Origin of the sequence: Celeribacter litoreus (genome assembly GCF_020165855.1) — a bacterium.
GTDB classification, from domain to species: Bacteria; Pseudomonadota; Alphaproteobacteria; order Rhodobacterales; family Rhodobacteraceae; genus Celeribacter; species Celeribacter litoreus.
Genome location: NZ_JAIUFY010000015.1, coordinates 15,419 through 30,314, shown reverse-complemented (window position 1 = coordinate 30,314; position 14,896 = coordinate 15,419). Strand labels below are relative to the sequence as shown.

At 60.0% G+C, this 14,896-nt stretch carries 5 protein-coding genes; all 5 read right to left on the bottom strand.

Annotated features, from left to right (window positions below; all coding sequences use genetic code 11):
- Positions 1–20: 20 nt before the first annotated feature.
- Positions 21–935 carry an alpha/beta fold hydrolase gene (locus LA304_RS16460; RefSeq protein WP_224504275.1) on the bottom strand — a complete coding sequence of 305 codons (915 nt, stop codon included), beginning with the start codon at positions 933–935 and terminating at the stop codon, positions 21–23.
- Positions 936–981: 46 nt separating this feature from the next.
- Positions 982–2,592: an alkaline phosphatase family protein gene (locus LA304_RS16455; RefSeq protein WP_224504274.1), complete on the bottom strand. Its 1,611-nt coding sequence runs from the start codon at positions 2,590–2,592 to the stop codon at positions 982–984.
- A 24-nt stretch (positions 2,593–2,616) separates the two neighbouring features.
- Entirely contained in the window at positions 2,617–2,895 is a 279-nt protein-coding gene (locus tag LA304_RS16450) for an acyl carrier protein (RefSeq protein WP_224504273.1), read from the bottom strand.
- A gap of 80 nt (positions 2,896–2,975) precedes the next feature.
- Positions 2,976–6,752 (bottom strand): type I polyketide synthase, encoded by a 3,777-nt coding sequence (locus LA304_RS16445; RefSeq protein ID WP_224504272.1) that lies wholly within the window; start codon positions 6,750–6,752, stop codon positions 2,976–2,978.
- Positions 6,749–14,896: a type I polyketide synthase gene (locus LA304_RS16440; RefSeq protein ID WP_224504271.1), complete on the bottom strand. Its 8,148-nt coding sequence runs from the start codon at positions 14,894–14,896 to the stop codon at positions 6,749–6,751. Before LA304_RS16440 ends, LA304_RS16445 begins: the two co-directional genes overlap by 4 nt.

Genomic DNA, 14,896 nt, shown 5'->3' with positions numbered 1-14,896 from the left:
AAGAAACCCTCAGGTGATGATCATTCCGCAAGCTGTTCCGCGGACAAACGGCCGCTATTCACCGCACGCAGGAAACGTGCGGCAGGCCGCAGGAATAGCTTGGGGTGAGACATCGGGAAAAAATGACCGACGCCAGGCAATTCCTTCACGATCGCCTGCGGACAATAGCGTTTGAGCGCTTGCGCAGACGGCCCCGTGGTCGAATTAGCCCCTGTGATTGCGAGGATCGGCTGCTTGAGGGCGGTGAGATCCTCGGCTTTGAAACTCGTCCCATGGCGCATGTCGTCGATGAACGACGCACGTTCCGTCAGCGCAATCCACTTTTCCGCATTGCGGCGCGTGCGGAACAATTGCGGATGGCTATAGAGTTCCCGTAGCAATTCATCTGCTTCTTCACCCGCATGCAGCTGAATATTCGCGACCGTTTTGAGGTAATCGATCCCGTCATCCTGCCGCTCAATCGCTTGGAGGTTGATACCAATCTCCGCGAGCCGTTTCGCGAGTTTCGGAGGCACGTTCCGCGCAGGAAATTCGAGTGTTTGTTGGAGCGGTCTCACACGGACGTCCGCAAGCAAGAGGCTTTTGACGCGCTCCGGATGTCGCAGAGCTGCAAGAAGCGCGATCATCCCACCGTAGCTGTGCGCAACGATATTGGCCTGCGGGATTTCGAGCTGATCCATGAGACCCAAAAGATCACGCGTCATCGACGTAACGCCAAACCCGTGCTCCGGCATTGCGCTTTTCCCGTGCCCGCGCAAATCATAGAGCGTCGCAGGACCGAGACGCGCCAGCAGAGGCGCGCCCGCCATGTACCAAAATGCTTGAGACGCTGCGAGGCCATGCACGAAGATCATCGGCACCCCGTTCTCGCCACGCCCGCTTTGCGGGAGCAGCGTGACATTCAGGGAGACATCATTGACCGTGATGCGTGGCATCGCCTGCCTCTACTTTGGACGGGGTGCGCACAAACTGCGCACCGGATCAGTCTTCGATATATCCGAGCGCACGCAACTGGGCCAACATTTCCGCGCGCTGTTCATCACTGATGTCTTCGTCTTTGTCCAATTGTGCCATCGGTGCCGCAGATGCATCCGTGTGACCGGAGATTTCAACCGGGTGCGTATCGAACCAGGCTTCGGTATAGAGGTCAGCCGGCACTTTGCCTTCGAACTCCACCGGAACATGCATCCCCATCGCGTGTGCAACAACCGAGGTCGTGTCGACGATCGACATATCCGCACCTTTTTTACCGCGGCTCACGCCCGGCCCCGTCATGATAAAGACGCCATCCGGGTGGTGCGTGCCGAACGGCACAGGCCGCGACACAACACGCGGGGACCGGTCACGAACAGAGACAAAGCCATGGTCACAGAGGACGACGGTCAGGTCCGGTGCGTTTTCCATCGCCGGACCGGGGAAGGCATCCTCTCGTGTCATCACGTTGGTGATCACGTGCTCGCCCGTCTCCGGATCCGTCATCGCAAGAAGATCTTCGATCAACTGGGCGCGGAAGCTTTCGTATTCTGCCGGTTCAACGCCGTTCGGGTTCTTCTCGCTCTTCATGCGGATCACAACGCCGTTAGAAGACGGTGTCGGACAGAATGCCTTGGTCTCGTTCCAGTCGAGGTTCGCGAAGTTCGCCATATCGCGGCGTTTTGCGGCCTCGGACCCGTCGCTCGGACGATACTTGAGGTAGCCTTTTTCTTCGAGATATTTGTTGATGCGCACGAGCTTGATGGAGCCTGTAAAACCGTGGTCTGACACGATGACCATGTGGCTACCCGGTCCCGCCGCCGTATAGAGCGCCTGAAGATAGCCATCGACGCGCCGGAAGTATTCCACGACGATTTCGCGGCATTTTTTGCGAGATTCCGGCTGTTCGCCCTTCCACTCTTCCGGATCCAGAAGGTGCCAGGCTTGGTGCTGGATTTTATCAGTTCCGTCGAGCATCACCGCGAGAAGATCCGGCTGATCCTCTTTCATGAGCGTCTCAGCGATGTTGAACCACTGGTCATCGCGCGGCAGGTGGTTCTTCACCCATTCGTAGAGCTCGTCATCGGGCATAATCTCGCCGATCTGGCTTTCACGTTCGAAGTCCCAGCTCAATTCCTTCGGGTCGAACCCGTCGATCTTCGCAATGCGATCATAGAGCTCGGAGGGATAGGTGTTACGGCGCAGGTGCTTCCAGGACACGAACCCCGGAACCAGCGAACCGGGGATTTCAACCGGCGGCGCCATCATCGGGAAGTTCAGCGACACAACGGACTTGTTTTCGCGGCCTGCGACCTGCCAGAGGGTCTCGGTCCGGATATCGCGCGAGTCATAAAGGGTGAAGAACATCTCGTTCCCCATGTCCTCAAAACGTACGAAGTCATAGATACCGTGATTGCCCGGCGTGCGCCCCGTCACGACCGAGGTCCATGCCGGCGGGGTCAGCGGGTGAGCCGTCGATTTCAAAGTGGCCGAATAGCCCTCTTTGACCAGAGCTGCGAGAAACGGCATCACGACGCCCTCTTCGCAGGTCCCCTCGATAAATGGTTTCAGAACCGTAAAGGTCGCACCATCAAGTCCAACGAGAAGTGTTTTGCTCATTTTTGGCCCTCCCGGACGTATAAATTAGGCTGCTGCGAGACGTGTCGCGACGAAGGTCTGGAACTGACCCACGGACAGGTCGTCCACGTAGCGACCTTCCTGCATCAGCAGATCCTGAAAGCCGAGTTTCTTGTTCCCGAAGGCGCTCTCCAGCGCGACGGTGAACTGGATCACGTCGATGGAGTCGAACTCCAAATCTGCCACGATGGTCGTTTCTGGCGTGATCTCAGCATCCAGCCCCCAGTCTTGGATGAAGTCTTCCAGGGTGGATACGACCGTTTGATCGACTGTGTCCTTACTCATTTTCTTTCTCGCACGTAATAGGCACGGGCTCGCGCCCTCTTTAACATTTCGTGGTCACGTCACGGGCCTCCCCTCGCCCGTCAATGAGACACACAGTAGCCGATGGTGCAGATACCTGCGCCCATCTGACGGGATTGGGTATCAACCTTTTGACCCTGATATTCAACCTTCGCAGTTGCAGCATGCTGGTCGAATTCCACGATTTCGAAGGTTTCTGGGCGTCCTTGAAGCCCGGTGCCCAAAGTTTTCGCGGCGGCTTCCTTGATCGTCCAATAGAGCGTGGCACTCCACGCATTCGCGACAACCGGCACGACCTCACGCTCGCGCGGAGATAGGATCGACGCCAATAGGCTCTCTGCATCGCGGATGCGCTCCGGAAAATCATAGTCGATGCCAATGCGATAGGGCGGTGCCGCGACGGCACCAATGGCCATGCCGCCCGCATGGGCAATGGTAGTGCCGGGCAACTCAAGGCCCCTTTCGGGGAGCAAGACTTTCGGTGCACCGAGGTCGGATTTTACGATGCAAATCTCGCGATCAGACGCCGTTTCCCCCACAAGACCGAGATAGTCCCGTGCGGCGCGTTTGACGGCGAGACGGCCGAGGCTCCAATGGGCCCAGCGGTCCGAACTCGCATCCTCACCAGCCATATAGCTCGCAGTTTCCTGCTCCGCCGGATGAAGATGGTTTGCCATTCCGCGCGGCGTCGGCAGACCTTCCATCAGGATCCCACGATAGGCCATCGGAAGTGCAAACTGATCCGAGATATCAAGAACACGGATCTGTGCCTTGCGCGCGCCCAACGCCTCATGGGCGACACGTTCCTGCCCCGAGAGGAAGGAATTCATCATAGACAAGTGCTGACCGACAGCAGCATCGCCGTTGTGAGCCTGCTGCACAATCGTCACTGGAGCAGATGGCGCAGACGCGACCTGACCGGCACCTAGCAGTGCGCGCAATTCTGTCTTCTCGGCCTCATCGAGTTCCGGGAACGGCAGGTTCGACGGGAGCGGCATCGCCTTGCGGCGCTTCGCGCGCAGCTCTTGGCGCGCCTCTTCTGCGGCGTCAGATTTGTGATCGAGGCGCTCCGGATACCCGAGATCGCCCCCAGCAGTGAACATTTGCGCAACGAGGTGGCGAAGTTGCGACACCATCCCACGCCGACGGTTGTCGGCGGACACAGCGAGAATGCGTTCCTTCGGCAGGATGTCCCGCACAAACGCGGTCAATGTCGCGTTCGGCCCACATTCGACAAAGCGCGTGTAGCCTGCCGCATGCATATTCTCAATCGCCTCGCGGAAAGCCACGCGGCTCACATACTGGGCGATTGCCGTTTCGAGGAATTCCTCACGATTTTTCGCGAACGGCTTCGCAGTCGCGCAAGACCATAGCTCGAGCGACGTCGGGTTCATCTCAAGATCAGAGAACAGTTCCCCAAAGCCTTTCGCCATCGGGGCAACGTATTCGGTGTGATAGCCCCAGGAAATCGGGAGTTTCGTACAAACCGCGCCCTGCTCAACCACGTCTTTCTGCAGCGCGTCGATGGTGTCGGCCGGACCGAAGACAATCGCCTGGTTCGGGCAGTTGTCCATCGTAAAGTGCAGGCCACTTTGCTTTTCAAAAGCTGCTGTGAACGCCTCGCGGTCGAGCCCAGCAATGGTCAGCAACTGCCCTTCCGGAATCTCGCCGGACGAGTTCACACTGTTGAAGACGCCGTTCATTTTCTTGATCGTGTCACCGACCTGCTCGCTGTCCATACCGAACCAGCCGCTCGCCACAATCGCAGCGTTCTCGCCAGTCGAATGTCCGAGCAGCCCATCCGGCTGCACCCCAAGCGCCTGCAACATTCCAAAGATCGCCTGATCCGCAGCAAACACCATTTCGGAGCCGAAATCGACGCTATGCATCCGCGCTTCGAGCTTGCTCGCCCCTTCTTCGGTGAGACCAGAGGTCGGCGGGAAAATGACATCCTGCAACCGCAGATCTCGCTCACCATCAAACAGGCTTGAGATTTGATCGAACCACGCCCGCATCTGCGGGAAGGTCATCACGGCGTCCGCCATCATATCCGGATACTGCGCCATTTCGCCCGGGAACAGGAACGCGGTTTTGCCCTCAATCGGGCTCGGCTCATAATAGAGGCCGTTGCGCGTCTGGAGCGACTTTGTCGCGTCTTTCGCGAGGTGTTTCTCTGCCGCCGCCAACTTCTTTGCGAGGTCTGCCGGATCGGTCGCGACAACCGCCAGACGTGCGGGCGCCGCACCAACCACACTCCAACTGTTCCGAGCAAGCTCTGCAAAAGCCTCTTCTTCGAGCCCTTCCGCCGCATCGCGCAGTCCGGAAACCGCTTGTGCCATGACATCAGGCGAATCCGCACCAAGAACGAAAATCTGTTCCGCTGGCTTCGCAGACGCTGCACGCGGCATAAACGTCGCGGTTGCATCCATCTCCCGGCCGACCGGAGACTCCTCGAGGACGATATGGGCATTGATGCCACCAAAACCGAATGCATTGATCGCGGCACGGCGCGGTGTCTTCGCCGAGTGGACCCATGGACGGGCTTCTGTGGAGACGTAGAACGGCGTGTCGGCAATCCCGAGGTCTTCATTCACCTCATCGCAGAGAGTCGGCGGAATAACGCGATTGGTCAGCGCGAGCGCATTCTTGATGATCGCGGCAGACCCCGCAGCAGGAATACAGTGGCCGATCATGGACTTCACAGACCCAATCGGAATGCTCGGAATGTCGCCATCGCGGGTGCCGAAAATTTCGCGCAGAGCGGAAATCTCCGTCCGATCCCCGAGCGGAATACCTGTGCCGTGCGCTTCGACAAGTCCCACGCTCCGCGGATCAAGTCCGCACTGCTCATAGGCCCGACGCATCGCGAGCACTTCGCCTTCAAAGCGGGGTGCCATCAGACCGGAGCTTTTACCGTCTGAGGACTGACCGACCGCTTTCACAACGGCATAAATCCGGTCATCGGCCGCCAGAGCATCCTCGAGCCGTTTGAGTACCACTGCACCGGCGCCTTCACCCAAAATCGTGCCGTTGGCCTCATTCGAGAACGGGCGGATCTTGCCGGTCGGAGACAGAGCCTCAACGCTACAGAACACGGAATACACGAGCGGCGATGTGGTGGTGTTCACACCACCGGCGATCATCATGTCGGCATTTCCGGCGCGAAGTTCGTTCGCCGCGAGTTCGACCGTGATCAAGGACGAGGAACAGGCTGCATCAATGATATAGTTCGGCCCCATCAGATCGAGACGGTTGGCCACCCGCCCGGTCATGATATTCGGCACAAGTCCGGGAATAGACTCCGCCTCAATAACCGGCAGCTTCTGCTGAACTTTATCCGAGGCAAGTTTGATCGTCGCCTCGTCCGCATCCGGGAACAGCGCCTGAAGGTAGTAACGCAGCTGACTGTTGAACCAGGCCTGCTGAATTCCGTTCGTGTTCGACCGGTGTGCGTGCACCGCATGCCCGAGGATCACACCCGTGCGCGTGTGATCGGTTTGCCCCGCCTTATAGCCGGCATCAATCAACGCATCACTACAAATGCGCAGGGCCATAAACTGGTCCGGCTGCGCACCGATGACAGAGCGTGGCATCGTCCCGAACTCAGCAGAGTTGAACCGAGACAGATCGCCGAGGAAACCACCTTTTTTCGTATAGATGGCCATGAGTTCATCGGAGGTCGGATCATACAGGTCCGATGCGCCCAGCCATTCGGCCGGCGCCTCTGTCACTGCATCATGTTTGGCAAGAATATTCCCCCAGAACGCATCAATGTCTTCCGCATCCGGATAGATGCCCGCCATACCTACAATGGCGATGTCGCCTGAATAGTTGCTCACTCCGCCACCTTCTGCGTCAGCGTCTTTTCGTCTTCTCGTTCGCCGCCGGGCCACCCGCCGCCAAGGCGGTTAAGGGTGCCGGAACATTGCACGCGGAAGCCGTTGACGCGATAGACCAGACGTCCATCCGCATCAAAGGCACGCACATTGGCGGTCATTTCGTTTGTGTCGCTCAACAGGACATCATCGGTCTCGACCCAGAGCGGGCCTTTCGACGGATCACCGTCAAAGCGCTGAACCGACGCAGCCCCGAGAGGCAAACACGAAATGTTGTGAACAATGCGGGTCCAAACCCACAGCACCTGCAACATTCCGTCAATCAGTCCCGGATCATAGTTCCAGTTCCGACCGGTGCCGTGCGGCACGAAGGAAAGTGGATCCGTCGCGTGAACGCGCGTCCGGATGCGGCTGTGATCAAGCGCGGTAATCTCTTCCAGTGTCTGGAAGCGAGGCCCGTGGCTGAGCCAGCTTCGGTAGATATAGCCGACGGACGGACCGTGGTATGCCTCAATGCCGTCAATCCCGTCCGGAGCGATCCCCGCTGCTGGCACGGCTTCGGCCATCACCAGATCCGCCTGATAAAGGACACGCGGCTTTCCGGTCGTCGAATAGACGCGGGCGTTGAACACGCCATCTTCACCGTCTGAAAGCACGACTCGCACATCCATCGGACCGTTTTTGAGTGTCAGACCCTGCAACATTCGCAGGTTGCGCAACTCCGTCACAGGCGCATCAATTCCGAGTGCCGCAGGAATTTCGCTGAAGAACTGCATCATTCCCGCCATCGGCATAACGGCCTGACGATCAAAGCGATGGTCGTCCGTGTAAGGTGCGCTCACCATGTCAAACCGCCAGAGCAACTCACGATCACCGGTACGTTGCGCATTATTCAGAAGGAGAGGTCCCTGAATACGCGGCGGCTCTGCAGGGTTCGGCGGCAGATCACAAATCTGCGCTTCCATTGTCTCGCCATCGGCGACCCACGCAACAGACTCGACCTGTTCGGGCTCGGCCCAAAACATTTCACGATAGAAATATTCGCGTCCCGGCACCGCTTCGCACATGCCAATGCCGCGGGACAAGAACTGCGCTCGGGTGCTGTCAGTAACCATACCGGCACCGGTCGTGGTCGCATCCCACGGGCCCCAATTGATAGCCTTGAACCGCACACTCGACGCGTCTTTCGCCTGGAGGGTGCGTGCAAAGAAGTTCAGGGTTTCGTTGGCCGCCGCGTAGTCCGACTGCCCCGGGTTCCCATAACGGCCCGCCACAGAGGTAAAGAAGCACACAGCCTTCAACTCGGGGTTCGAAATTGCGTTCACAAAGTTCAGGGCGCTGTCGACCTTTGTGTCAAACACGCGATCAAAGCTTTGACGCGTTTTCTTTTCGAACTGCGTATCTTCAATCAGACCGGCACCGTGCACGAACATATCAATCCGGCCGTAGCTCTCGATGAGATTGTCACAAAGCGCTTTCACCGCATCCGCGTCGTTCACATCGACGGCGCGGTAATCCACCGTTGCGCCCATGGCCTCAAAGTCGCGCATGTTGCGATCCATGTCGCGGATGCCAAGATGGCGCTGAACCTGTTTCTCAATGTCGGCCGGACGCGGTTTTTCGCCCTTTGCACGCACGTCGGCGAGGAAGTGGGCGCGCAGGCCAGGCACGTCGAGAGCGCGCATATCTTCGGGTTCCGGATCGGGACGCGCAGAACGGCCAAGTAGGACCAGTTTGCAGCCAGCAGGCGCGACGGTCCGCAGGCATTCCGCCGTGATCCCGCGTGCGCCACCGGAGGCCAGAACGACCCACTCAGACGTCGGCTCAAGGCCCGGTTCGATCGGCGGTTCGGTCGCGGCGGCCTCGGTCCGGAAAATCGTGCGGATGCCGCTCGGATACCCCGCCTCACGACGGCCAGGGCGCATCGTCAACTCCTTGACCACATGGGCGGCCTGAACCCCTTGCGTCTCCGTGGGGTCGAGGTCGATCACCTTCAGGCTACTGGTTTCACGCCATTCGAGAGAGAGTGCTTTCACCAAGCCAACCACACCGGCCTCTGTGGACATCTTGACGGGGGCATGCGGGTCACGGCCAAAGAGACCACCGGTCTCGGTCACAGCAACAAAGCGTCCGCCGTTTTGCACGTAGGGCTGCGCGGCCTGAATCAACTCGAACGCGGCTTTCGTTCCGCCTTCATGAATGCTGTGCCATAGCTTGAGATCCGCAAAAGCGTCCTCGGGCATCAACGCACGGCTGGCACAGTGGATCAGACCCAGAGTGCGCCCGTTCAGGTTCAGAGCCTCGAACCACGCTGCATCCGCGTCCGCGACGGGAACGGACACAGCCTCGAGGCCCTTCGCGGAGAGTTCGGCAATCACAGCCTCATGAAAGCCGTCTGCGCTTTCGGTCACGACGACATAGGCGTCCTCCGGAAAATCTACCGGAACATGATCGGCATTTTCCTCAAAGGGCACCTGAATATACCGGGGAAGCACCGCTGGCGCGGTTGTCTCGGCTTCCCCGGCAAAATCAAAAGGGTTCGAACCCTCAGCAGCGCCTTCCGACGCTCCGCCTTTACCTGCGTTCTCAAACACGAAGTCAACGATCTCGCGCATGGTTGCGAGTTGGGACACGGCGTCCATCTGACCACGCATCGCGGCAGCAAGATGCTCCGGCAGCGCCTTCTGCATGGTGGAGAGGATTTCCATACGCTTGATCGAGTCGACGCCGAGATCGGCTTCGAGACCCTGATCGGGGTCCAGCGCATCTTCCGGATACCCGGTTTTGTCCGCGACAATTTGTGTGAATGTCGCGAGCGTCGCTTCCGGTGTCATATCTGCGGCAGGCGCATCAGCGGGTGCCTCGGCGACGGCGGGCGCGGGGGCTACAGCAGGCGCAGGAGCTGGCGTCGGGGCCGGCGCTGCGACAGGTGCGGTAGCGACCGGAGCCGGGGCCGCGACAGGCATCGTCGGTACCGGCGCAGGTGCAGGCGGAGGCGTCGCTGCGGCCGGCGCCGGAGCAGCCATCGCCGGAAGCGCGGGCATTGCGGCACCAGAAGCAGCACCGCCATTTTGCAGATAGGCGCGCATCACGCTTTCCTGCACGCGCAGGAACTCGCTCATCATGCGATGATAGCTTGCCATCATATCGCCTCCCCCGTCTGCCGCTTGCGCGGTCGGGAAGAATTGATCCGATTTCATGTCCATAAATTCCAACTCCTCATCATCGTGGGTGGGTGCACTGACGAGCACGTTTTGAGAGATAACAGTTTGCGACAGAAGCGGCTGCGCAGGCGGCTCCACATTGCGGCGCGGCGCGTCGGCGCGGCGGGCATAGGCACCGTTCAGAAGCCACGCGTTGCTTCCGACGTCACCGGTCGAGCGCGGCATCGGGCGGGCCAAACCGCTCCAAAGAAGCGGCAAATCGACAGAGGCACCGGAAACGAAGAGTTTCGCGAGCCCTTCCATAAACGCTTCGGCGTTGCCTTTGCCGCGGTCCAGCGCGATCGACGTGATACCTGCATCTTCGACAATCTCGCCAACGCGGTCGGCGAGAATGGCTTTGGGGCCAACTTCGACAAACACACGGGCGCCATCGCGCACCATGTTGCGCACTTCGGACACAAAATCGACAGAGCTGATCAGGTGCTCGGCCATGGCCTCCGGAATGCGGGCCGGATCATGCGGCTCTGCGGTCACGTTGGAATAAACCGGGAATGCCGGCGCGTTCCACGTCGCCTGCGCCAGCGCCTCGGCGAACTGTTTCTGAGCAGGCTCCATCAGCGGCGAATGGAAGGCCTGCGACACAGGCACACGGACATGCGGGAGACCCGCCTCTTCGAGCACCTTCGCCGCGCGATCCATAGCAGCAACGCTACCCGCAATAACCGTCTGTTTCGGGCTGTTGAGGTTCGCGACCGTCACGTCCTCAAGCGCCGCAACAGCGGCGCGCGTGGTTTCGGCGTCGGTCTTCACCGCGATCATCGCGCCCGGCGCATCCGGATCGGCGTTTTCGACCATTGACCGGCCACGCGCCTCGGAGAGGCGGATCAGGTCGTCGAAGTTCAGAACACCCGCGGCAGCGAGCGCCGCAAATTCACCGTAGCTGTGACCCGCAGCCATGTCAGCAGACACACCGAGGTCTTTGAGCATCGCTGCCAGACCCATCTCGATCGCGCCCAGCGCTGGCTGAGCCACTTCGGTTGCGGTGAGCGCGGCCATTTGTGCCTTGCGATCTTCGGGCAGGAACGAGTCCCCCGGGTAGATCAGGCGGGCAAGCGGGCGGCCGAGTTTCTGGAACGTCGGGGTGCCGGACAGGATCGTCTCGGCCTGACACAGGCTCGTCAACAGCGGCGACCCGATGAGCGCCGTCTGGCGATGCATGTCCGGGTATTGCGCCCCTTGGCCGGAGAATAGGAAGGCGAGTTTGCCACCATTCAACAGCGCGGGAGCATCGCTAAAGGAGATACCTTCTGGCGCGGACGCACCCTCTGGTCCGGTCAGGAAGGCTTTCGCAGCCGCCACGAGACAGCTCAATTCGTCACGCCCCTTGGCAATAAATGCCAGACGGAACGCACCCGTATCCGCATAAGCGAGCGATGCAAGATCAGCCAGAGTTGCGGCTGGCGAACGCTTCATTTCGGCTTCAACGCGTCCGAGCAGTTTGACGAGACCTTCGCGAGAGTTTGCAGCAAAAGCGAACGGCACAAGATCGGAGCCCGGATCCGCGAGCGGCAGCGGCTGGGCCGCGTCAACATATTCTTCGAGCGCTACGTGGAAGTTTGTACCACCAAAGCCGAATGCACTCACACCGGCACGGCGCGGCGTATTCTCCGGCACGATCCAAGGGCGCGGTTCTTGCGACAGGAAGAGCGGCGTATCATCGGCGCGGAATACGGCGTTCGGTGTTTTGACCAAGGCGTGCGGCGGGAGCACGCGGTGGTGCAGGCCCTTCACAACTTTGATCAGGCCCGCGATGCCCGCGGAGGCCTTTGTGTGACCGATCAGCGTTTTTACAGAGCCGATGGCAACCGACCGCGTCGGAGCTTCGCTCTCCGCGAGAATACTGCTCACGGTCTCAAGTTCGGCTTTGTCGCCAGCGACAGTACCGGTGCCGTGCGCTTCGAAAAGCTGGACCGACGCGGGCGAGAAACCTGCCTGCGCGTAGGCGCGGCGGAAGGCGCGTTTTTGCCCCTTCGGCAGCGGCGCGGTGAGCCCCTTGGCGCGACCGTCACTCGATGCGCCGACACCCTTGATCACGGCATAAACGCGGTCGCCGTCGCGTTCCGCATCAGAGAGGCGCTTGAGCACAACGGCTGCAAGACCCTCAGAAATCACAATCCCGTCGGAGGCCGCATCGAACGTGTTGCACACGCCACGCGGAGAGAGAGCTTTGGTCTTCGCAAAGCAGAGGTACCCGAACGGGTTTTGGAGCGTATCGACACCCCCAGCGACCACCGTGTCTGCGCGACCGGTTTCAAGTTCCTGAACGGCTGCGTAGAGCGCCGCGAGTGAGGAGGCACAGGCCGCGTCGACCGTCTGGTTACTCCCGCCAAAATCGAAACGGTTCGCGACGCGGCCAGCAGCCACGTTCGGCAAAAGGCCAGAGAAGCTGTCTTCGGTCCACTCAGGCAGACGGTCCAGGACCTCTTCCGGCACATCTCCGAACAGACGTTTCAATTCAGAACGGGTCGCATACTGCGAACCGACCTCGCCGAGACCACCGCTAAAGCCAAGCACAACAGACATACGTTCGCGGTCGAACGGCGAGTCCGTGCCCATCGAGGCATCTTTCATCGCGTCAGACACAACCTCAAGCGCCAAAAGCTGCATCGGGTCGACCGAGGGAATGGTGGCAGGCGGAATGCCGTAGTCGAGCGGGTTGAAAACGATGTCCGGCAGGAAGCCGCCGCGCATGGAATAGACCATGTCGCGCGCATCGCGATCTTCGGAGAAATAGGTGGCCAGAGACCAACGGTCCGACGGAATTTCGCGGATCGCGCTTTCACCGGACAGAATCCGACGCCAGTAGCCTTCAAGCGTGTCGGAACCAGGCAAAAGCGTTGACATCCCGACGATTGCAATGTCGGCGGGGGGCGGCGTTTTGATCACGGACGGTGCTTTGGGGTGATCTTCGACAAAATCTTCGAGATAGGCGCAGGCCCCGTTTGTGACCGTGTCGTGCAATTCGGCAATCGTGTGCACTTTGTCGTGCATCGCCGCAACCTGACCGATCATATACATGCCTTCGCGACGGCGCTGCTCCGGTTCGATCTCCGTCAGCTTGCCCTCGTCACCGACACGGGCAAGGCCCTTGGTTGCCATCCGCAAACGGCCGAGCGTGTAGGTTTCGAGCGTCTCGCGAATTTCCGGCAGGCTCGCATGGCGTGCCTGCAGTTCAGAGCGTTTCGCGCGGAACTCTTCGGTGATGGGCGTGATGGCACACCGGCTCGCAAACCCCGGCCCTTCCCAGAGGGCCTGCGTCTCGTCACAGGAGATCGCCACCTCTTGGAAATCTTTCAAAATCGCACCGGATTCAACGATCTCCGGCGTGAACAGGTAGGCCGTGCCCATCAAAACGCCGATCTGCGCACCGCGCGCTGCGAGCGGCTCTGCCAGCGTGGAAATCATCGCGGCGGATTGATCGTCGTGGATGCCGCCAGCAAAGATGACACGCAGTTTGCGCGCCTTTTTGAGGGCAATCGGGTTCCGTCCGAGTTCGGCGAGAATGGCACTCCAGAGAACAAAGCTCGACACAGGGCCAATGTGGCCCCCGCATTCACGGCCCTCAATGATGAAGCGGGTGATCCCCTCTTCGAGGTAGTGCGCAAGCATTGAGGCCGACGCGACGTGCGCGTAGGCGCGGATGCCTTGCGCTTCGAGGTTCTGCAACTGGTCGATACGCGCACCGGCCACGACGGCGAAATTGGGCTTATGCTTTGCAATCGCTTCGAACTGCGGCGCGAGAACTTTAGTCCCCGCGAATCCGAGGAGGCCAACGCCCCACGGCTTGCCCTCCATCTGCGCTTCGGCCTGCGCGAGCAGCTTTTCCGCCTGCTCACCACGGAGCAGCGCAAGCGCGGCAAAGGGCAGACCGCCACCATCGGCGACGCGGACAAAGAAGTCTGAGACGTCGCTCACGCGGGTCATGGGGCCTTGGAAAATCGGGAAGCGTGTGCCGTTGGTTTTCGCGAGGTCGGAACCTTCGCGAAGCACAGCGCGATCAGCAGCCGCCAGCGGAAGCTCCACCTGCGCTTTGCGGATCGCATTGATGAAACGGCCAAGAGTGGCGTATTTCTCCAGCACACCCTGAGCAAGCGCGAGGCCCTGACCGCCTGGCATCAGGTCGCCCTCGGCCCAGCTCAGATCACCCGCCGCGGCGAGCGTCGCATCTGGATCGGCCAGCATCTTGTCGGCCCAAACCTGTTCCTCAGCGCGGGTATTCAGAGCGAAGCCACGCACATAGGCACCGCCACGCAGATCCTCGATCTGCGCCGTTTCGCCACCGGAGAGCCCGGCGATACGCGTGCGGAGTTTGGTATCTTTCAAACCGGCTTCGGGGAGAAGCACGATTTGGTCGTCGAGCATCACGCCAGCCGCGCCAGCCACCGACGATGCCGCTGCCGTTTCCGGCGAGATACCGCCGCGCGCGACCAAAGGCTTCTCAGTCTTGCGCGAGAATTCCTGCAGAAGGATGAAGGTAGTTTGCTCGCTCACCGCACCGGAACATTCATGCCCCTTAAGCACATAGCCGGTGACGGCATTCGGCAGCTTTTCGAGATCATCCGACCAACGCGTGACCTCCGCCCAAACAGAGATGTCGCCAGCAAGCCCGCGAAGAATATTTCCGGCCCCCCGCAACACATCCGCCGGAGCACAAACCGCGCCAACGAGACCGGATGGCAGGCTCTTAACGGATTTCAGCGCATCTTTTGAAGGGAGATATAGACCGAGAGAACCGATGCCCGCCTTCGCGAACCCTGCGACGCCAGACGCAATCTTCTCGGCATCAAAACTGGACGGGACGGACCAAAAACCGAGAGCACCAGACTTTTCGGCTGCCCGGATACAGGCGGTAGTATCGAGCCCGTTTGCAACAAAAACGTAGCAGATGTCTTCAACGGGCTTTGCTTGAGTTCGATTGCTCAT